General features: G+C 38.8%; 18 protein-coding genes. 8 read left to right on the top strand and 10 right to left on the bottom strand.

Translation table 11 applies throughout. From position 1 onward, the window contains the following. Positions 1 to 16: 16 nt before the first annotated feature. Positions 17 to 1,156 carry a DNA polymerase IV gene (gene dinB, locus AB6805_RS13800; RefSeq protein ID WP_370910006.1) on the bottom strand — a complete coding sequence of 380 codons (1,140 nt, stop codon included), beginning with the start codon at positions 1,154 to 1,156 and terminating at the stop codon, positions 17 to 19. Between the two features lie 77 nt (positions 1,157 to 1,233). On the opposite strand from dinB, the gene AB6805_RS13795 reads away from it, so the two are divergent. The 8 genes from AB6805_RS13795 to AB6805_RS13760 all read left to right on the top strand — a co-directional run bounded on the left by AB6805_RS13795 (position 1,234) and on the right by AB6805_RS13760 (position 12,245). Further along, entirely contained in the window at positions 1,234 to 2,046 is an 813-nt protein-coding gene (locus AB6805_RS13795; RefSeq protein ID WP_370910005.1) for an XRE family transcriptional regulator, read from the top strand. 112 nt (positions 2,047 to 2,158) lie between these two features. Continuing rightward, positions 2,159 to 3,382, top strand: a complete 1,224-nt coding sequence (locus AB6805_RS13790; RefSeq protein ID WP_370910004.1) for a restriction endonuclease PLD domain-containing protein — start codon at positions 2,159 to 2,161, stop codon at positions 3,380 to 3,382. A gap of 48 nt (positions 3,383 to 3,430) precedes the next feature. After that, a complete protein-coding gene (locus AB6805_RS13785) occupies positions 3,431 to 6,016 on the top strand; it encodes a P-loop NTPase fold protein (protein ID WP_370910003.1) in 2,586 nt (861 codons plus the stop codon). A 114-nt stretch (positions 6,017 to 6,130) separates the two neighbouring features. Further along, entirely contained in the window at positions 6,131 to 6,901 is a 771-nt protein-coding gene (locus tag AB6805_RS13780) for a hypothetical protein (protein WP_370910002.1), read from the top strand. Positions 6,902 to 7,099: 198 nt separating this feature from the next. Further along, the gene (locus AB6805_RS13775; RefSeq protein WP_370910001.1) at positions 7,100 to 8,620 is read left to right on the top strand and encodes an NUMOD1 domain-containing DNA-binding protein; all 1,521 of its coding nucleotides are present in this window, start codon (positions 7,100 to 7,102) and stop codon (positions 8,618 to 8,620) included. A 298-nt stretch (positions 8,621 to 8,918) separates the two neighbouring features. Then, positions 8,919 to 9,863, top strand: coding sequence for a hypothetical protein (locus AB6805_RS13770; protein ID WP_370910000.1), 945 nt, complete (start codon positions 8,919 to 8,921; stop codon positions 9,861 to 9,863). Between the two features lie 27 nt (positions 9,864 to 9,890). After that, positions 9,891 to 10,841, top strand: a complete 951-nt coding sequence (locus tag AB6805_RS13765; protein ID WP_370909999.1) for a hypothetical protein — start codon at positions 9,891 to 9,893, stop codon at positions 10,839 to 10,841. 786 nt (positions 10,842 to 11,627) lie between these two features. Then, positions 11,628 to 12,245, top strand: a complete 618-nt coding sequence (locus tag AB6805_RS13760) for a hypothetical protein (RefSeq protein WP_370909998.1) — start codon at positions 11,628 to 11,630, stop codon at positions 12,243 to 12,245. 298 nt (positions 12,246 to 12,543) lie between these two features. Here AB6805_RS13760 and AB6805_RS13755 read toward each other — a convergent pair whose 3' ends face one another. The 9 genes from AB6805_RS13755 to AB6805_RS13715 all read right to left on the bottom strand — a co-directional run bounded on the left by AB6805_RS13755 (position 12,544) and on the right by AB6805_RS13715 (position 22,431). Continuing rightward, positions 12,544 to 12,975, bottom strand: a complete 432-nt coding sequence (locus AB6805_RS13755) for a hypothetical protein (protein ID WP_370909997.1) — start codon at positions 12,973 to 12,975, stop codon at positions 12,544 to 12,546. Further along, positions 12,969 to 13,229, bottom strand: a complete 261-nt coding sequence (locus AB6805_RS13750; protein WP_370909996.1) for a hypothetical protein — start codon at positions 13,227 to 13,229, stop codon at positions 12,969 to 12,971. Before AB6805_RS13750 ends, AB6805_RS13755 begins: the two co-directional genes overlap by 7 nt. 221 nt (positions 13,230 to 13,450) lie before the next feature. Further along, positions 13,451 to 13,990: a hypothetical protein gene (locus AB6805_RS13745; RefSeq protein ID WP_370909995.1), complete on the bottom strand. Its 540-nt coding sequence runs from the start codon at positions 13,988 to 13,990 to the stop codon at positions 13,451 to 13,453. A gap of 3 nt (positions 13,991 to 13,993) precedes the next feature. Next, a complete protein-coding gene (locus AB6805_RS13740) occupies positions 13,994 to 14,680 on the bottom strand; it encodes a hypothetical protein (RefSeq protein ID WP_370909994.1) in 687 nt (228 codons plus the stop codon). Between the two features lie 335 nt (positions 14,681 to 15,015). Then, positions 15,016 to 15,489 (bottom strand): DUF695 domain-containing protein, encoded by a 474-nt coding sequence (locus AB6805_RS13735; RefSeq protein ID WP_370909993.1) that lies wholly within the window; start codon positions 15,487 to 15,489, stop codon positions 15,016 to 15,018. 297 nt (positions 15,490 to 15,786) lie between these two features. Next, positions 15,787 to 16,350 (bottom strand): hypothetical protein, encoded by a 564-nt coding sequence (locus AB6805_RS13730; protein WP_370909992.1) that lies wholly within the window; start codon positions 16,348 to 16,350, stop codon positions 15,787 to 15,789. Next, positions 16,343 to 16,924, bottom strand: coding sequence for a hypothetical protein (locus AB6805_RS13725; RefSeq protein WP_370909991.1), 582 nt, complete (start codon positions 16,922 to 16,924; stop codon positions 16,343 to 16,345). The genes AB6805_RS13730 and AB6805_RS13725 overlap by 8 nt, the downstream gene beginning before the upstream one ends. A gap of 231 nt (positions 16,925 to 17,155) precedes the next feature. Continuing rightward, complete coding sequence (locus AB6805_RS13720) at positions 17,156 to 17,848, bottom strand: hypothetical protein (protein ID WP_370909990.1); 693 nt, start codon at positions 17,846 to 17,848, stop codon at positions 17,156 to 17,158. A 2-nt stretch (positions 17,849 to 17,850) separates the two neighbouring features. Continuing rightward, a complete protein-coding gene (locus tag AB6805_RS13715) occupies positions 17,851 to 22,431 on the bottom strand; it encodes an RHS repeat-associated core domain-containing protein (protein ID WP_370909989.1) in 4,581 nt (1,526 codons plus the stop codon). Between the last annotated feature and the right edge of the window lie 25 nt (positions 22,432 to 22,456).

Raw genomic sequence — 22,456 nt, 5'->3', positions numbered from 1 at the left:
GGGTAGTATTGGGTAGTTAAAAACAGATTCCTTTTTTCACATATTGACTGCCAAATCTTTTCTTTATGCTATCAACAGCCTGGTACAGGTTAATTTTTTCCTGTTTGTCAGAAAATAGATCGATCTGGTAACTTCCGGTCACAAAATCCGACAATTTTACCCCGACCAACCTTATCAGCATTCTTTTGTCGTATAACTTGGCAAATAGCTCCAAGACAGCTTCGGTAAAGACATCGTCGGTACTACTATAGGGTATTTTTTTCTGTTTGGTATGGGTCTCCCAGTTGGCATATCGAATTGTTATCGTCACGCAACCGGCCATTCTTCCCTCGCTCCGCAGTTCAAAAGCCAACTCGTCAACAAAGGAGATAAAAGTCTTGCGCAGCAGGTTCATATCTGTTGTGTCCTTTTCAAAAGTTGAGGAGCGGCTAATGCTTTTCTGTTCTTCATAGGGAATCACCGGGGTTGTATCAACACCGTTTGCTTTGTTAAAAATCATTAGACCTACTTTCCCAAATGCAGACTCCAACAATTCAACCTGTAGTTTCTGCAGATGGAAGATATGTGAGGCCCCCATTTTGCATAGGATTTTATAGGTCTCCGGACCAATACCGGGTATTTTATTTGCCGGCAGTGGAGCTAAAAAGTTTCGTTCTACACCGTGGCAGACCTCAAGTTCTCCCATGGGCTTAGCTTGCCCGGTAGCGATCTTCGATACCGTTTTGTTTTCTGAAACACCCATGGATATAGGCAGCCCCGTTTCTCTCATGATATAAAGTCTGACTTCGTGTGCCCACTTCTTACATCCAAAAAAGCGGTCCATGCCTGTCAAGTCAAGGTAATGTTCGTCGATAGAGGCTTTTTCTACTACTGGCGCTTTTGATACAAGAATATCTGTAACAATTTTAGAATATTTACTGTATTCATCCATATCTCCTTTCCTAACAATTGCCTCCGGACATAACCGCTTTGCCAGTACCATAGGCATAGCGCTATGAACACCAAACTGCCGCGCTTCATAACTGCAGGACGCCACAACGGCACGATCACTTCCACCGCCGATCAGTACGGGCTTTCCCTCCAGACTACTATCCCTTAACCGTTCTACGGCAACAAAGAATGTGTCCATGTCCATATGCACGATATTGCGGTCCATGGTTGAAATTCATTTTCATTTACTATCTTTGACATTATTAATGTCATTACTCTGATAACAATAATATCATTTTAATTATGAACAACGAAAATTATTTCTGGGCGCAAAACATAAAATTTTTGCGAAACCGTAAAAAGCTAACCCAGGAGGCATTATCCGGTAAATTAAATCTTAAACGATCCACGTTAAGCGCGCATGAAAACGGGCAAATAAGTACACTTTCCCCTGCCGATCTGGTGCGATATTCAGAATTTTTCAAAATTAGTATCGATGCAATGGTGCGCATTGATCTTTCAACATTAGGAGAGCTAAAATTGCGGGAACTTGAAGCGGGTAATGACGTTTATAGTTCCGGGGCGAAATTGCGTGTGCTGGCAACTACAGTAAGCCCTGATAATAAAGACCAGGTTGAAATGGTTACGCAAAAAGCAAAGGCTGGTTATGCGTTAGGTTACGGCGATCCGGATTTTGTGGCGTCACTACCCGTATTTCATATGCCCCAATTACCGAAGGATAAGAAATTTAGAATGTTTCCGGTGAGCGGGGATTCAATGCTACCAGTACCAGAGGGATCTTATGTAATTGTGGAGTATATTCAGGACTGGACAGAGATAAAAGATGGGACAGCATGTATCGTAGTCACCAAAAATGACGGATTAGTGTTCAAAGTTGTATATAATAGGATTGGTGAAGATAAGGCCCTCACTCTTGTTTCACTGAATCCTTCATTTAAGCCTTATGAAGTTCCTGTTATAGAGATACTTGAAATTTGGAAATACAACAGCTACTGGACAAACTCAAAGTTGGAACCACAAGCTAGTACTGATGCGATATTAACTGCCATTAATAATCTCCATACTAAAATCGAAGCTATATCGACCAATAAATAATGGGACTTAGTAAATTCTACACTACGCCAAATCGAATTAAGATGGAATGATTTTAAAACATCAGAAACTTTTATTATGTTGCAATATACTACTCAGGTGCATTCATATTAATATGTTTCAAATCATTTCCAATACTATTGATTCTCAAACAACTTTTTTACATAATAATCATATAACAGACCTCCTACTGAAGGCTGATGAAGCGGTTATCGCGGTAGCGTTTATGAGTTATTCTGGGTGGGAGCAAATTAAACAGATAATCAAGGATCATGTAAATAGTAAAAAAGGTCAATTAAAGTTTTTTGTCGGAACCGGGGATGCAATTACGGACCCCAGGGCCTTAAAGGAGCTTTACAATACAATAAAGAAACATAAAAAACACCAAATGTTTCTTTGTACGCCGGATGATGGTATTTTCCATTCAAAAATCTATCTATTTAAATCAGAAGGCAAACAAACACTTGTTATTGGATCTGCAAATTTAACCACAGCGGGTTTTCTGAACAACGATGAAGTTTCACTGAGTATAACCATAAATTCTGATGCTGCAGAACTAAAGCAACTTCTCGACTACTTTTCAATTCTTGAAACAAAATATTCCTGTGAGAATCTATCTGAACTACTGTCCGACTACGAGGCTGCAGCTAAGCAATATAAAGAGAAGAATAAAGGAAGTCAAAAATTCAAATTTAGACGGCACAAGAATTCAAATAATGAAGTTGATATAGAAATGCTTAGACATAACTATCAACTGTACCCATATTCAGGAAAATACTACGTAGATCCTTCCAAACGGGTGCTTGAATATAAAACGGCCAAATTAAATTTGGAAACTTTAGCTTCCGATGTTTCATTGTCGGATTTTGAGTTTGAAAATTTATTTAAACCTTTAATGGGACACTCAGGATATACTAAACTTTGGCATTCAGGAAGTATTCATAGACATACACATGAAACGTTGAATTTTCATAAGGAGGGATTTCGCTCATTAATCCGTTTTGTAAAACAGACGATTAATTTGCCTGCTGGTCAAGCGTTCGAAGATTCCTATATGTATCTAAAAAAAATGAAAAAAGACAAGAAATTATTTGGTGTGAGTGAAAATATTCTAACGGAAATTATGATGACATACAATCCATTAAAGTTTGCAAATTTGAACGTAAATCCGGTTGACGCATTGAGGAAGGCAGGTTGCGTTTTTCCTTCCCCTTCAAGTTTCAAGGGAGAAACTTATGAAAGATATCTACACATATTAAATCTTATAAAGACGGATCTCAAGATGGAAACATTTTTAGAGATTGATAGTTTTTTCAATTTTATGTATTGGGACGAATAGACTTAATAAGTACCGTCCAAAAATATTCCCAACACAACCCCTCTAACTATGAAATGCACTAATCCCTACAGAAATATTTCGGCAGATGCCTATAAGAAAAGTATAACAACAAAAAGGGCCTGGCAGTATCTTTTTATTATAATTGCTGCATCAATTGGCAAAGATTATTTATTACCAATTTGGGAATCTGTTATACTGGAAAAAATTATTTTTAAAATTCCGGACGGTGGTGCTTTTAATTTAGCTACCATAGTATTCATGGTATTTGCAATCAGCAAGTTAGCCCCCAAGATAGGCAGAGGAATGCTGCCAACCTTAAATTCGCTCCTTTTAATAATCGTACTCCTTTTCGTTTATATTTATTTTGGGCGAGCAAACGGTGATTATAGTTTCTACACCTTTGAATCATGGGGATTAAATTTTCTGGTTAATATGGATCTAATATTAATTGGAACATTTGCCTTCGTTGAATTTCGAACCTATAATAACAAACTGAAAGTAAAGAATAATTTTTCATTCATCGAGGATTCACCCAAACCAGATAAAAATAAAAATAACGACAAACTAAATCATGGAAGTTATGTAGATACATTAGCCAAACACATTAACAATACTACTACAAGCAACTCCTTTGCAATAGGTGTATTCGCCAATTGGGGAAGCGGAAAGACATATTTCCTGCATTTACTAAGCGAAACCTTAAAAACCAATGCAGATAACGTAATAATCAATTTTAATGCCTGGAAAACAAATACCGCGGAGAGTATTGTTGAAGATTTTTTTATTTCTATCTCAAAAGAGCTTAAGAAATTTAATCCCTCAATATCATCGAAAATACTGGATTATTCAAAAAAACTGTTTCAGCCTGGAAAAGAAATACACTATAGATTAATCGATACCCTAATCAATGATCTGTCTGAATCTGACCCGCTTAAATCAAAGTATGACAAAATCGATCAAGAAATTCAGCAAACTGGCAAAAGATTAATCATTTTTATTGATGATTTAGATAGGCTGAGTGGAGCAGAAATCGTTTTTATTCTGAAAATCATCCGGAATACAGCAGATTTTTCAAATACTTTTTTTGTAGTTGCCATAGACTATGACTATGTAGTCTCATCCATTAAGAAAACCGCGGCCTTTGCAAAAGAGGAGCAATATTTAAAAAAGATATTTCAACTTACAGTTCCACTTCCGAAGATAAATTCCCATTTTTTTGCTACAGAAGTCAAGCAATACATAGGATACAATGAAATGGATTTTATGGACAAAGACATTATTGATTCTGCCCTTAAAATTATAAGCTCTCAAGATGACGATTTAAAGCAGCAAAATGTCACTAATGGATTACTTGAAAGCATGCTAGATAACCTGAGGGACGTAAAAAGGTTCGCTAATGTTATAAAGCTAAACTTCAACCAATTGAAATTCGATGTCGTTATGTCGGACTATATATTATTGGCTTTAATTCAGACAAAACATTTCATGACCTACCAGTTGATCAGCGAACATGTGCTTTTCAAAAATCAAGATGAAGCCAGGCAAACTTTCGAATATGATGAGCAAGCATGGGTAAATGAGACAACTGCACGGGAAGGTAAAACAAATGATGACAAAATTCTAAAAATGGCATTAAACCTCCTACTTACTGAAAATAAAGATAAGGGAGAAGAAGTTTTAATTGATAAAAATTACTTTTGGATCTACTTTTCATTTCAATTATTTAACAACATTACTTTTAAAAATTTCAAATCTTCAATTGCTGGATCAAAAGAGGACATGGCCACACTCTTTATTGACTGGAACAATAAATTTAATGCCGAACTAGTTCGAATCCTTGACAATTTTCGCTTCCCAAAAGACCTAGACGAAATTGAGAAATTCCTATATACCTATCTACGAATCGATGAAGCCAATGAGCATTATTTAACCAGAGCACTTGAGCTGATAAATAATGCTCAATTTTGGACTACTGGAGAAGCTAAACAGAGATCAGACATGCTGGATACTATTTTGAACGACAAAAATCTTCCAATATATAATCGGGCAAAACTAGTGTTTGACCTATCAAAAACATCTTTTAAGAGAGGAGTCTATATTATTTCAGAGGATAGGACTAAAGAAATTTTAAGTATGCTCTTTAGGCAGTTTATTACGGCTGGAAATACAGAATACTCCGGCACAACTGAACAGTTTATCATGATGAGTAATGACGATTTAAAACCAGAAAGTAATTATTCAATGTATCCGGAAACTGCTAAATTTTACAAGGAATTTCTCGAAACAAACGAATCGGCATTTATTTCTTTTGTACAAAACTTCGTTCGTTCAAAATATGCATCGCGCCCTATCAACAATACCTTTGTATTTCACCCAATGGTTAAAGACATATTTGGAGATATACGTTCTTTCATAACCCGCCTGGAGAATGTAAGTTTGTCGACTCTATCAATGGAAGCGAAAGAAGAATTCCAGAAAATTAAAAAAATAATTTTGGACAATTGCCAAGAAGTCGAGGTTAAAGGTGAATTTATTGCTTCGCAACCGGAATATTCGATAATAGTGAAACATTTAAAAAAGACAAGACAGATTCATCAAGACGCAGATGAAATCGGCAGCATAGATATCCAATGAAGTATCCCGAAAATAATTAGAAAATATTTATTACCTAATATAATAGTAATTGAAATAAAAAAGCAATGAATTGACCTTAGTTGGACAGATTATCTAAAATTAAATCCAACAAGTATGAAAGACTTCATTGCATTTCTTTCCATCTTCCTATTTCTAGTGGCGTGTAGAGATAATACGAATGATGACTACCGGTTTCCGCGTTTGGTATCAGAACAATCCATTCCTATTACCTCTTCAAGACAAACATCAGAACCTGATAATCCACGAAACCCTTTGGACAGCGCTGGCATAATCCATAACTGGGGACTACAAGACTTCGTTACCTATAGTCAAACCACAGGTGATACTACCCGCGCAGGTAAGGATAGGTTTTTAAAGAGCTTCTTCCAGAAGCAATTTTCAGTCGATATAATACTACGATCCAATACGATCCTGGAAGCACAAATATTAAATGATTATCATGCGGTTTATAAGGCCCTCTCATTATCTTCCCAAGCGAAGAAGTATTTAGAAATGATTTACATCCGGGTTGATGCTATAAAATCATTAAATGAATTTGCATATTTCAAAGCAGATATTGCCAAGATTGAAGAGCAGATTCTTAAAGCATCAATAGACGAAAAAGAAAAAAGGGCCCTCCTGTCAACTTCCTCAATAATACGATTTTCCGCATTCTATTGGTTGAATTTTGCCAGGACAAACGAGAAAGCGGTGACGATGGGTCTGCTAAGAAAGATTGCAGGAGTCATTACAGGGATTGCAGCGGACGGGACATCTGCACTATACTATGCGTTTACAAGAGCAACCTTCTTTGAAATGGTTGAATCATCAATTGATATGTCAATAGTATGCGGATATTATACTGGTGGGTTTAAATTGTATTAAAAATATTTTTGGCTAGAACCTTGAAACACAAGAACAAAATTTTGGTCCATTGGTCCGTAAGAAGGCCGGGAAACCAACAACGTTTTCGGAAAGAAACAAAATTCTAGGATAGAGAATATATTGTGTTGAGGTTCTGTAACTCACCTTGCATTATCTTTATGGTTTTATACCGCTGAAGACATAGAGCCATATCAGAACATGACGCTTCAATCACTTCCAGGTGAGCGCTGGGCCGACATTCCAGGTCTAGAGGGCTATGGTATGATCTCCAACCTGGGCAGGGTGAAACGGCTTCCGTTCTCAGTGCTGAGCACTAATGACCGGGAAATGCACTATGGGGAGCGTATACAGACCCTCAAACAAACCCGCAACTATAACGGTTTTAAACAAGATTATAAAATCCATCTTAACTGCCGTATACAGGTGGAAGGCGTTAGCCATTCAATATCAGTCGGTCGGATCGTTTACCACCAGTTCGTTGAAAAATTCGATTTATCCAACTATAACCTGTATGTCACTTACAAAGATGGAAATGGATTGAATCCTGTCTACACTAATTTAGAGCTGGTCGACCAATCGGGACTACAACAAAAGATCATCCGTTCTGGTAGAAAAGACCTTCATTTCGGCCATAGCTTGGAAAATCAGATTGAATGCTCCGAAAGGAGCCGGCAACTCCTACGTAAAAAGGTTCATCAATATGATCTGAATGGAAATTATATTACAACTTATGATAGCCTCTCAGAAGCGGCGTCAGTGCTTGGGCTTAGCCTTGCAGCCATCAGCGCTGCTGCGAATGGGCGTACCCTCTCTGCCGGCAATTATATCTGGCGCTCCGGGGCCAAGAGAAAAAAAATTGCTGTAGAAGGAATTAACAAAGCACGAAGGGCTAATAAGGGTACTGAGGTAAGCAGCTACGATCTGAAAACGGGTGTTAAAATAGAAACTTATTATAATATAACTCGGGCGGCGAGAGAACTGAAAGTAGAACGCAAATTCCTGAGCGACGTGGTTAATGGGAAAGTCCATTCCTACGCAAATACAGTCTGGCGGAAAGGAGACCAACCCCGGATAGATACTACCGACATTTACAGGCGCACACGGCTGCACAAAGGACTTTTTCCACTTAGCTCCTATGACCTGAAAGGCAAAAAGGTTAAAACCTTTGAAAGTGCGGCTAATGCTGCAAAAGCTTTGAATATAGACCAGGAACGGTTGAATGCGATGGCCACCCATGATGACATGCTACTCGATAATGTCATTTGGCGTTACGGGGATGGGGCAAGGCTACCCGCTGAGGAGTTGGCCAGGATAAAAAAGAGCCTTACTGCCCAGCCATCCCAGGCCGTGACACAATATGACCTGGCGGGTAAGCGCATAGCAACATTTAAAAGCGTCAAAGAAGCTGTCTCTTTTACCGGGATATCAGACACCCGGATTCGCGCGGCCGTAAACGGGTACAAAGCAACCTGCGCTGGCTACTTATGGCGCAAGGGATCAAGAGAAGCCAGGTTGAAAATTCCTAAAACACCAAGGCCGCTCCGTTACAATCCGAGGGGACAAATCAACCAATATAGCCTTAAAGGTAAAAAGATCGCGAGTTTTTCCAGTATTAATGAGGCCGCGCGTGCAACCGGAATTCATTTTTCTACAATTGGTAATGCTATCCGTAATAATTCAGGGAAAGCGGGAGGCTATTTGTGGGAAAGAATCGTGTGAGGCTACCCAATTAATAGCAAAACCAAAATTTCGTGAGTTAAGGTAACCCAAGAAACTCGGTGCATTCCCCATCACGGTATAAGGAGAAATCTTTACTTTAGTATTTCTATGTCTGGGAGAAAAAATTAGCTCAATGGTATCGGCATATGAGGCTGGTCCCATTGAGCTAAGACAAACTTGCACACATTCTGATCTCAAGAGATGAATAGCCTATACCCTCAGGTGGTAGTGGTATAATTTTTGCTTTTAAGCAGCGATCCAATCAATCGCCCATCAAAAATTAAATGCAAAAAGCCAGATGTTCTTAAAAGCCGATAAATACAGTGCAGAGCAGTTAACTGAGATTGACGCAAGCAGCGTAAGATCGATCACCATTGAGAGCAGTATTGAAAAGGGAAAAATCGGACCGATGAAGAAGCTCCTGCAGGCAAATCAAGATCTGCGGATCGTGTTGGTTGTTGATCCCGCCATTCAAGAACGCAACGGGTGCTACAATAACCTGGATATAGCAGCGGCTATTGGTAATCTGAAACACCTTTCCGTTCTTGCATTTGCTTCAACACCGCTCGATAACATAAGCCAACTGGAAGGCTTAACAGAGCTGAAAACCTTTCGGCTATCAGGAGCATATAAGAAAGACATAGACTTGAGACCATTGGCAACAGCTGCCAACATTGAGGAGCTGGAGATGGAATATGGCTTAGCTGGCCCAAAACAGGCCTTCTTTGTAAACAATTTACACCGGCTGCGCAGCCTTAAAGTATCGGTTCTGGATTTAAAGCAGGTCCATTTGAGTTCGGTACTAACGGAGTTAACTGTATCTAATACTTTAAAAAGCCCGGAACTGCTTTCTTCTGTATTACCCGGTGTTAAATCCTTTTCTATAAATTATGCCAAGGGGATAGATACTTTTGATTTTATTGCTCAGCTAAAAGGTCTGGAGTCCCTGCAAATAGGTTATTCATCAAAATTAAGGCGACTCCCAGAGATGCAAATGCCTTCTACTTTGAAACACCTTAGCCTGATTAGCACCAAGCAGTTCGATCACCTCGATAGTATCCTGCAATTTGAAAACCTTGAAGAGTTACGGATTACAGAGCCTACACAGGTCCCTTTGCCCGACTTCAAAGAGCTAAAAGATTTAAGGCACCTTAAAAGAGTCAATATTGTTTTTAAAACAGAACCAGAAGATCTTGCATTTGCCGAGATGGCAAAGACAAATGGCTGGACAACTGTTTATTGAAACGTTTTTCGAACAAAAAAATAAACGATGAACAAAAAATATACAATCCCCACTTTTTTCCTAGCTGCTATTTTAAATACAGCCTGTGGACAACAGGAGAATAACGACCAATTAAAACCTGTCACCAAAGAGCAGTATAACGCTATATCAAAAGAAATTAAAACATTCGATTACAATCCTACCTACCAGATACGGTTTACAAGGGTACACTGCACCTACGAAATTTATGTAAACGATATGCTGGCGAATTTTTCATTTACTACCGGAAATAGTGCCGGCGAACTGCAAGTGGACATCCCGCAATATATCCTGGAAAGCGGCCCTCAGGAGGTAAAAGTGAAGGTGTATCCAAAGGCTATTGAGGATGGAAAGTTAGAACAAGGCCTTAGTAGCGATGCTGTTTTCAATGGCCGGGTTGTCCATGGCGAATACGGTAAAACGGACTGGGACAGTTTCACCCAGGTAGCAACCTTAAAAGTGCCTGTTGTGGTAGGGAAACCATTTGTTGAATATAAGGTCTCCTTTGAGGCCCAGGTCCCCTATGTGCTTGCCGGCTGGAAAGCTGGGGTTGACCTTGGCAAGGAAAACAAGACCACGTTAACCAAGGAAGTATTAGAGGTATATACCCGGTTTGTAAATGCCAGTAAACACAAGGATATAGGAAAGATTGCTTCATCGATATATAATCGGGAAAAGGAAGTAGCACAGGCATTTTTCTTTAAGTCAGGTGAAGCGAAAAGCTATGATAACGGCTGGGAAAAGCTCAAAGAGGAAGCTGATAACATGGTAAGCATAAAGATAGCCGATAAGGCCGGGCTTCGATATTTCGCCGGGAGCAAGGTAGTTGCGCTATTACAACAGAACGGTGAAGACCGAGATTTCCCGGCAATCACCGCAGAAACCAAGGAGGATTATGTTTACTATGCATTCTATCTCTTCCGTCCAAAACCGGGAGCACCATTAGAAATTATCAGGTAAATAAACTCAAAGTTTATGTTCAATTTTATTCTCCCAGGCTTATTATTTATTGGTATTATAATCTGGATATGCTTTAAGCTTAAAAACTGGAAGCAAAGATCAATATTCTTGCTGGTACTTTTCATACTAATCCCAGTGTCAATGCTGTATTGGTTTCGATGGGGCTGGAATAATCGAGAAGAGAAACTGATGAAGGCACAGGCCGAATGCAGGCAAAGTAAAATGATTCATGGACTACGGCTTATTTTTAACGGGTATACAGAAAGGGAGTTCTCATTGGGCTGTTTCACAATCCATAAGAATTCGGGTGGTAAATTGTTGGACAGTAATAATCAGCAATTGGATACTATGAAATTATATGACGGTTCCCTATCTTCCAGTTATTCTTATCGTCAAACTTTCCGGACCGATGATGTCCTGGAGATAAGGGTCGGTAAGAAAAGGTATATCTTGAGCAATTTTGTTATGACGGCTTCTGCCAATTATAATATGGGTGGCGCTATTATAAACGGATGTAGAATTGATAGCGCAGATATCAATGGAAAAAGAACGGCCTTCGACCACAATATGATCATTCATAAAACTGATGGCTATTGATATTATGTTGGACCTGGATAAGTTTCGCAAGACGGAAGTGTAAAGTGGATTTTATCCGAGACAAAAAAGATGAAACCGCTCTTTTTTACTGCAATTGTATTGTTTACTTTTCCCTGATCACACCTTGAGCTTGAAGAACAGGTATTCAACTAAGAAATGTATAACACTTAAGCAAACCCTACTAAAAATATGAACACCAGATTCAGTCAATTACTTATGGGGGCCGGCGAGCAGGAGGCTTTCACCCTTTGTCCATTTACCAATGACCAGGAGTTATTGGACTATTTATTAAAGCACCAGATATTGCTTCTTGTGGACTGGAAGGGCGAAGAGGATGAGCAACAGATCGGCAGGTTCCTTCAGGGTAGGGCAGCGGTCCTCTCGCCTGGGGCTACTCTTGATCTTGAAACTCCCTATGCTAAATTAAAAGACGAGATCGATAGAAGAAATATCCAGACCGGAGACAGTGTACCTTTCCTGTTGAAAAAATTTCAGGCACAACAAAAGACGACCGGATTAACTGTGGTTCTACTGGACCGGGGAAATGACAGCTACTATATAGGTTTGATGAAACAAAGTGACACCAAAGAGTTGAAAAAACAAACGGATCTGGATGGGAAATTTGTTGTTTTTGGCAGTTTAAGTGGCGAAGTACTTTACACGGTGAACTGTAGCTGTGGAAGTATGAATGTCTGGCAGGTCAAACGTGGAGAGATCATCACCGAGGATGTATGCCAGGACTGTGGCAAAGAGCTCTTTGATAAAGAAGGAAAGTCTCCGTTCCAGATAATCAAGGACTATATTTAATTTTGCTAACCACAGAAAAAATACAACTTTATTCTCAACTTCCGCGAGATCCCAATTCTCGTCCGAATTGAGTAAAGAATAGATTTCTTCTGTATCCAACTAAAAGCAGCGTTGAGAATTTTTTCCTAGTTGTTGTTCCGTCCGATTCATTTGATTCGTACACAATGGCCATCCCGACATTTCTCCAAGATTTGAATACCATTTGGGAGATTAGATGTTGATTGCCACGGGCAACTTTCCCCTTTGCCAATGAAGTCATTATAGCAATAAAAGTAATAATAGTTTGTTTCGCATTTCGTTAGTCAATGTTTTCGTCTACAGGTATTCCGGTAATGTGCCAGTAAAATTCCCGAAATGATGCTTTTCGTTTATTGCCAACTGCCATGAACAAGTTAGAGATAACATCAATGTCCTGTACTTTGTCATTTGAAATCTCAGGATAATAGTATGGATTGTAAGGTTCATATTTTTTCTTTAAGGTCCACTGAAATCCCTTTTGTTCAATCAAAAATTTATCTACTGTTAATGCATAACAATGTACAAGTTCTGTCTTATCCGAATAATCATTTTTCATGCAACTTATATATTTTATAAGCTTACTATAGGCAATTTCACATTCCGTTACATCCTTCACTAATTCAGTTATTCCTAATTTTTCAGACAGCGGATTTAAATAAAAAGAGTCATCGTTAAGAAAGTTGCGCATTTGATTGGCACGTGCCTTCAACAAGTCATATTCTTTTCAGGAATCGGAAAAAAATCAGCGTCGTAACATTTCTTGAAGGATTGATATCCATCAAATATAAAACCAGGGTATTCATCACCACTACTTGGATTAAACAATAAAATTTCACCATTATTCATTTCGTAGATTGTGCTATATCCACTCGGGATATGGAGTTTTCTGCTAAAATCTTGAAGATGTTTTTTATTATTCTCTAGGTATTTAAGCCCTTCCTTTGAAGTTATAAGTTTATAAGCCATTTTGTTATAATTTTGATATTGTGCATGGACATTCGAAAAAAATAATAAGCACCACGGTAACCACTATTACCGGATTCGGGTTTCACACTATCAGAATTTCCCCTCGCAGTATAAAGGCGAGATCCATACTTTGGTATTTCTATGTCAGTAAGAAAAAATTAACTCAATGGTACCAGCCTCATAGGCCGGTACCATTGAGTTAAGACAAATTACCTAAATAATTAATGCCTATATTTGGTTCTCATGGAGCCGAAGAACTTTTCTTTTTCTTTTGTATGATCCTTGCCATCCATATACCAACATTCAAACATATAAAGGGTGTTCTCTATAGCAATAAATGTAACAAATCGTTTCCGGCTGTCAGGATCAGATGAGGCTTTAGTTCTATACACTATATCCATGCCTATGTATTTTCCCGTTTGAAATGCCTTTTTTGAGATAAGTTGTTGATTCCCTCTTGTTAGCTTGCCTTGAAGAATTCCTTCAAAAAGGCTAAGAGTATTATTAACCCGCTCTTCTTCTGACCAGCTTAAATAATTACCTCGATTATCAAAAGCTCCCTTGACAATACCTATCATAAAACTACAGCCATCTACAGTACTCAAATAAGCTTCATTCTTCAAGTCAATGACTTTATGATCAGAATTCTTCGGCACCTCTATTGAAATTTCATCATATAGTACAAGTCTATACCATGATTCGGCATAGATAGGAAATGAAAGGAGGGTGAGGGCTAAAATCATTGATATTATGCGAAACATTTATTATTCGATTTTTGTATTTATAGATAATCCTGTAATGTACCAATAAAAATCTCGAAAGGGAATTTTGTTACGTTTTCCAACTGCGATTGACAATTTAGAAACAACATCTACATTTTTTTTCTCTTCATTTGAAACGACTGGATAGTAGTATGGATTATACACCTGATACATCCTTCTTAACTCCCACTTAAAATTTTTCTCTTCAATAAGGAATTTGGTAACAGCAAGTGAATAACAATGTGCAATCTCTATCTTATCTGGTCCTGATTTTTTTGGGCTACTGCTATATTTTACAAGCTTATCATAAGCTGCTTCACATTCATTTTCAGTTTTAATCGGTATCGAAATACCTAACTTTTCAGAAAGTGGATTTAAATAAAAGGAATCATTTTTAAGATAGCTCAACATTTGACGGGCATGCGCTTCCAACCAAGTCATATCCTTTTCTGGAATTGGGAAGAAATCAGCATCACAACATTCCTTAAACGGACTGTATCCGTAAAATATGAAACCAGGATACTCGCTACCACTACTCGGGTTAAATAATAAGATTTGCTCATTTGGCAGCTCATAAATTGTACCATATCCGCTTGGGATTTGAAGCCTGCGACTAAAATCTTGAAGTGGTTTTTTGCTTCGTTCTAAGTACTCAAGTCCCTCTCTTGAAGTTATAAGCTTATGTGTCATTTCGTTTTAGTTGTATATTCTACCTTAAAAGTGGCATTCTCGCCCCTAATTGTGAGTTTACGTATTCACCCTACTTCCTGAAATTAGGCTTATGGATATCAACTTCAATTTTGGTATAAACCGATGTCGGTATGAATACCGCTTCATAAAGAAGTGGCTAATTACTTATATCACTAGCATCATTGTGAGACGACCAGCATGATGAGCATGCTCAGTTAGATCTACGATTTGTAGGCTTTATATTTGACTTAATGGTTGGCTATGAGGTATTACAACCAAATTTGAACAAGAATACAGAGTGTAAAATTGAAAACAAATCGGCTCTTCAAGCGTTATTAATTGAAGGATTTGTACGTCCTCCAATTGGGATCGGGTTTACTAAAGCTTGTTAACTCGTATTGGCTGTATTTCGATCTTAAACTTTCAAGTCGTTTTTGAAACTCATTTAAGTCTTTCGTGTAAATAACGAATTCTCTGAACCTGGAGGTAGTTATTACTATTGGAACTATAGAGTTCAAATCAGATTCAAGAATATCGAAGATATCGTCTTCCATCTCATTTAAAGAAGGCTCCAAATCGAAATTGGGAAGTCCCTCTGCAGAGGGCAATAAAATTTTAAATGCGATCCCACAACTAGTAGTGTACTCACTGTGTCCTGCAATTTTTTCACATCCTAAATTTTTTCTAACTATCATCGGCATGCCATTATTTTCGCTTCTCAAAACACTCCAACTTTGAGGTATTGACGTAAAAATGATTGCCTCGTGAGATTGAGGTTTGCCCCCAAATATTCTTTTAAATAAGGTCATATTTGATTATTTTATACGGAAAGATTGGGTACAACCTCTGCGATTTTAAACTATTATTTAATATGGCGGTAAGATTGATTCAGGCACCAATCGATTAGTGCCTGAATCCAATATTTAATCATCTATTCTGTCTCTTTCTGCAATAGATACCCACGATTGCAATATATCAAATTCAGAGAAAATGGGTGATAGCAGTGTAATGAACTTTTGCTGAGTTTCTGAACTATCACAAGAACAATAAAATCTTTCGGTTTCTGAATCGAAGTCAATATGATCTAATAGTTCGGTATCTAATTCTCAAGTATCTGAATTATATGGCCTTCCCAACAATAACCATTCAAATTCTGGATAGAATTCAAAATCGTATTGGCCTGTTTTCATTCTGTGAACAATGCTTTTAGGATTTATTACAAGGCCAATTTCGGCATTTCGGTTTTCACCAATCAACTTACCGACTCGTGTAATCTCAGGATCATTAATCCTCCACACATACCATTTGTTTGAAATTCTAACAGGTGCTTGATTTACGGCACGCCCATAGTCTTCCGTATGCCTAAAAATCACGTCTACAATTCCAATGTCCTTTATAGCTCCCACTTTGGTCCAGAATTCAAGCTGAAGTCCGAGTTTTATAAGACAATGGACATAGAAATCTATTTCATCCTTAACAATATCAGGTAAGCTTGGATTTTCATCAACCTTATACACCTTTTTATACACTCTGATAACATTACTGTCAAGTTGTGTTTCATCATCTGAGACGTATTGAAAATATTTTTTGCTCCTATCGTCTATTTTAGCGGAAAAAATATCTCCTTTTTTTATAATTATCCTAGCCCTAAGTAGCATAGATTTAAACATCTATTTGAATTGTCTGTAAAAATGATTGTAGCTCATCTGTGGTAATTTTGTTTATACTATTGTCAAGTATATACATGGTTAAAACGAATTGTCCAATATCGACCATAAGAATTCTTAACCTCTCGTTTGGCGTAATCCCATCGGTGTTGGTAAATCCACTGCTAAAACTAATAGGATTAGATAACGTCGCTACTGAATGACCAATAATTAATGAGTTAACGTCTTGGTATCTTCCACTCGTTTTATTGACTATATTAAATGCCCACATTTGCTCATATTTATTGAGGCTTACCTGATGAAGGTTGGCCCCGCCTTCTAAGATATTACGAGGAAAGATATAACCGGCAATATAAGGGTGAGCGCCATTTGACTGAACCGCAGATTTTTGAAGTAGGAATACAGGAGGAAAAAGCGACTTTCTAAACTTTGCGATATCACGAGGAGATATATCATCAAAGAGGTTGAATTCGTAGTGTTTCTTTAGAAACTCAAACACATCTTTTCCCGCAACTTGCCAATCAGGAAGTATCCCGATATTTATTTTAAGCTCAAGAATAGAAATTTCGTCTGGCATAAACACTACATTGAGATTAGTTCTCAGCCTTCTCTGTCTCAATAAAGGAAAAATATTCATGTTTTAGTTTGCCAATATATTTTAAGCCAACAATTGAGAAGTACAGTACTAAATAAGCCTTTCTTAAATAGTACTGCACTAAGCTTCAATTTATTTAAAAATTCAACTCTCAACTTAAATTATAACCTACACTGATTGATTTTTTTTGATAAGATTTCTCTAATCTCGCGTTTACGGCACTACTATTTTGGGTTCTTCGGTTTCGGTAAGTTTTATGCCCGTTAGGTTAGCCGAAACAATTGCATCTTTCAGGTGTTCAGAAATGTTCATTCTGCCAAGCCTTCCTCGAAACAGATCCAATTTTTTGTCGAATTTTTCATTTAAGTGAAGTACTTCGACGCCAATCAATGGACTGATTTCTTTTAAAGCAGTTCGGAATTGAGTAAGATCCTCAAACTGATGATGCTGTTTCCCCAAAATCCTATTTCCCGAAAAGAAGGTGGATTTCGGAAAATCAATAACATCGTATTCGAGATGGGGCATAAAAAATAAAGAGTAATTGTCATCAATTACCCTACTCCCTTGATAAATGGTAACAGGGAAGAGCGTATGCTTCTGGATGTTAAAATCTTTAAAAACATCAAGAACCTTGTTATTTACCATGAAATCGCAAGCCATTAATGCTGGAGAAAACTGCAAAAAATCAGTCATAATTGCCGACTTTAACATGTTTGCGTGTATTTGCACATCAAAATCAGGCGTTTGATCCTTTTCAAACCAGCCTTGACTCGAAAAGAAATTTAACAAACGATCATAGTCTTTAGGACTAGAATATTTTTTTTTGTCAATTTCTACCTGGTAAATTCCGTTTTTTACGCCAATAATTTTTGGCTCCGACGAAAGGTTTAAGCGATAATATTTCATATTTAATAGCCAAGTGATTTATAATAATGATTCATTCTTTCAACGTTCGGATTTTGAAGAATTCCATTGATTTCATTTCTTAGTGTACGTTGTAAATCTTTCATGGATTCAAGGTTAAAGTTACCCATACTTTTTAATTCTTCAATTCCTTGTTTTACTCTATTATTATACGATGGATGCCATCCATGAAAAGGCGCTGGTAGATTCTTCAAATTCGCAGCATTATTTTGAATCCATCCCATTGCTTTTAACTCTGCTTTATAAGTTTTATACACAGCTTGCGGAACGACATGATGTTTTTGTACTGCTTTTATGATCCTCGTTCCCCATTTGGCACCGGTAATGTAGTTTCCAGCTAATGGTATTGCGGATGCGTAGGCCCATGCCGCGTTGCTATGGTCACCTTCCAACGAATAGTAAATGCCATTGACTATGTCAAAGCCTTCTCCAATAACAGGAAGCATACCGCCTGTCTCTAGAGCATCATGAACGGTGCCCATTGGCGGCATATATCCCAATTCAGCTGCTCGAAATGAAGCATTGTACATGGCTTTATTATAGGCGAAGTCATAGAATCCATCTCCTAATGGTGATCTAGACCCTAAAGTTGAGTATACGTCTTCTCCCCATTTCCAGAAATTGGGTTTATGGTCCACAACTTCAATTTCAGGAAGCATGACTCCCCAACCGAGAAAAACTCTATTTTCAAAGTAAGCAGTCTTTCCAGCTTGCTCCGCTGCTATATCTGCCATCTGTTGAGAGGTAAGACCTTCTGTTTCTCCGCTTGCCCCGTCACTACTAATACTTGAGCCACTACCTCCACCAAGTCCGACACTAAAATAATCGCCGTGTTTTTTGAAATTACTTGGCCCTGAAGCACTTGAGTAGAGATCTGCCGAGTTTTCCAAGCTTTGCCCCGCATAGGCGAAGGAAGCTAAGGATGGATTAAACATCTCCCCGTTAGGGTCCATCATACATTCTGGCGCATTTCCCATCGCAACATAAGGAGAATATATATCCTGCCCGCCCATAGATCCCAATGGATCTACACTAAGGAACCTGCCTATTTGGGGATCATACTGCCTTGCATGGAAATCCATCCAGTTCAGGCCTATATCCTTGATATACTCGTTGCTTTGATATTTGTGCCGTTGAGGTTTTGTATTATTATCTGCAGCGCTACTTAGCCCTGCCATTGGCAAACCGAAAGGATAATAATGCATTTCTTCCAGTTGCCGCCCCTTCTGGAGTTTTATTACCAATTGGTCAAAGTTCACGTTGGCGCAGTCATAGCAGCTTATGCCACGACTCTGATTACTCAGGTAAACTGCTAGATAACCGTTTGCAGGTATCGTTAAAGCACTACTTGTTCCTATTTGTTCCCAACTCCCGTTACTATTAACCTGAAAGGCATTGCTAAAGCTTCGGTCAATCTGCATATTTTCATCGAAGAGTACATAATTCAAATAAGCTTTTGGTCGGATAGGGTCTGTAACGCTATTGATGATATTGTCATATTGATCTAAATAATTCTCGGGCGTGAACAACTGTTGTACCATATCGGGATTGTGACCTTCACTACCCTCAAAACCGCCAACGCCACCTGTTAAGGTACCAACGATACTCACCAACATCTGATCACTAACCACTGGATTATCATCCTCGTGGTCATAACTGTCGTAAAACGAGTTTACGTTCATTTCCACCTGGTCTCCTGCCATTACGTGCATCAACAAGGAAGTACCTATCCGCTGATCTTCTCCGTTCAATCTGCCCGCTTTCAGGTCTGCCGGGTCAGTACTTGCAGGTTTGTCATCCCTAATTTCGTTGAGCTGCTCAAATAATAAACCTTCTAAATTAGCGCTCGCTAGCTCATAGGTTGCCAGATACTGTAAAAGGGGTTTCTGGGTTATATCTATTGTAGATCTGACATTACCCAAGTGGTCTTTCACAAAATATTCTTCCTTAAATGCATCGGTTACGACGTCGCGCACTGTACGACCATTAGCATTTAGAATATATTGCAGGACGTTATTTTCATAAATATAGGTACCTACATAGTCGATTTGCTTATTTGGCTTCCCTGGCTCCAATACTAATTCTTGAACCTTTTTGCCGGATACGTCATAACTGTATTCTATACTTTTACCATTTGCAAAAGAAATCACCTGTGGCTTGTCAAAATGCGTATAGGTAATACTGCTAATTCCTTTATTCTCGTCCCTCGTCAGGTTGCCATGAAGATCATATTCATAGTCTTTAGCAACGCCATTGGTATTTACAAAGTCACCGAGTTGATAGTCAATTGCAGCATCAACAACTTTGGTTAAGCGATTACTCAGTTCATTTTCTTCGTAACTGTAGCGCAAATTATCGATGGTCTGTACTCCTGCAGTCGGCGACACGCCGCGCTGATCCATGGAAAGCAGGTTCCCGTTTTTATCATAATGAATGTTGCTAACGGTATAATCCAGATCAATTTTGTTCCAGCCTGTTGCGCCATTGGTGCGATATTCGGCACTTTTTAATCGACCAGCCATATCGTAATCGTAGCCATAGGCATGGCTATTGCCGCTTCCTCGCCATATGGTGCCCGCGATCTTACCATTGTATTGAGGTTGGCTAAACCCGTAATCATATTTGATTGACTCACCAAATGTTCTGGCTTCGTAGCCTTTATAGCCAGTTTCTGCATACACTGCATTAATGCCCGTTAACTGCCCACGGATATTATAGGACATGTCCTGAACCTCCCCGTAGCTACCAAGGGTTTTGCGCTTAACCCTTCCTAAGGCATCATAGAGATACTTAACACTTATTGACCATGGGCTATTATTTATTTTGTGACTGGTCTGTAGCAATGCTCCGGTTCCAACCTGGTATTCATTTTTAGTGAACTCAGTATAGATCGAGCTGGAAGCATATAAGTTTTGAAAAATACTTTTACTGATCAGGGGGCGATTCAAAAAATCATACTGGGTACCTGAATAGTAGTAATGAATCTGCCCGCCCTGATCAGAAAAGTCAAGTTCTAAACTTCGAATCAACCTGCCTTTATCATCATAATAATTATGATTCCAGGTCCAATCACCAGTAGATATTTGAACAGCACCCGGGGACCGAAAAATTTTGCTCTTGCTGCCTGTCAGTAGCCCATGAGTCCGCAAACTTCGTACGGGTAACTCGGCTGCCGGCGTGTTTTCAAGTTCAGTAAACTGCAGTTGATTATTATAGGTTGTATAGTTTGTATTGTTCGGGTCGGTATCCTCGTAATCATCATAAAAGTGGTAACTCAGAAGCTGATGCCCGACAATAGCATTGTCGCCCGGTATTACTCCTTCTGTGGTAAAACCCATATAATAGCGGATATCGTTGGCCGGAAACACGGTACTCAAAGGCATATCGAAGGAGCTCTGCCACTGTTCCGGCGTAGCGCCGATATTATACAGTGCCGTAGCTACAACCCTATCTAGCTTGTCATAATAGGTTAGCTGATATCGATGGGCCTGTTCGTCTTTTGGTGTCTGCAGCATGACAACCCTATCTTTGTTGTCATATACATAATGTGTAAACCCGCTTTCACCAGGAAATTGAATGGCCTTTAAGCGACCAGTGTTATCGTATTGGTGCTGGAAACATAGGTTATTCAATACAGTGGAGTTCACTACCCAACTATTTTGTTGGATCAGTTGTACGGCTCGAGGTGGTAGAGTATACCGTAGTTGACCCAATTCATCGTAGACATAATAGGTGCTTAGGTAAGTTGTGATATTCTGCGGGACACCGCCACCTATCACATAGCTAGAGTCTGCAACCATTTTAAGCACTATCCTTCCATCTTTATCTTTAAATGCCTTTGAGGAAAGCGCACCAAAGCTGTTCGTTGCGTTTGTATTCGGAGCAGATATTATTTGCCCGAACAGTTCTCCGGCTGCATAAGTTCCAGTAGTTACAGGATTGCCAGAGGCGTCAATACCCCACATCCTTACTTCTCCAGTAATGTTACTTATTCCCGTTGTTATTGCACCTCTGTTTTGGCCTACCTGGCTTTTACCTGGGCCGTAATTTATGTTGCGCGTTCCTGACGCATCAGATATAACTGCGGATTTTGAATAAGAAGTATACCCTTCGTCCGGATAGATCCCGTTATAATAGCTCTTTTGTGCCTCAAAAGCATTCGGTTGTAGTCCAAAGTACTCACTGGCATAAGGCAGGAAGCTATATTGATCATTCTGAAACCTGGTATCAGCTATCTGGACCTGATGCTTATAGATATTGTTCTCCAGCGATACATTACTTTGAACAGACTGAATGACCCGGTTAAAGCCATCTACATAAGTGTAGTTCTGTTTAAGGTTTTGCGAACCAATGGAATTCATTGTAGATGGGTCCGAAATTGGAACCATCGGAGAACTGCTTTTTATGTAATTTACTCCAAGTGTCGTAGTTGGCGCTTGGGGTACTTGAATCGTCGTAACATTTCCTTGAGGAAGTGTTTGACTAAGCTGTGGCACATTCTGCGCTCCTACGTTTGATGCTAACACCACAACAAAAAGCAACAGGCTTACATATTTTGAGTGCATAATATTTTTGTTTTCGGAATTAAGA

The sequence above is a fragment of the Chitinophaga sp. RCC_12 genome (genome assembly GCF_041360695.1).
In the GTDB taxonomy this organism is placed as follows: domain Bacteria; phylum Bacteroidota; class Bacteroidia; order Chitinophagales; family Chitinophagaceae; genus Chitinophaga.
Note: the sequence above shows the minus strand (reverse complement) of the source record. Positions and strands in the feature narration are given on the sequence as shown.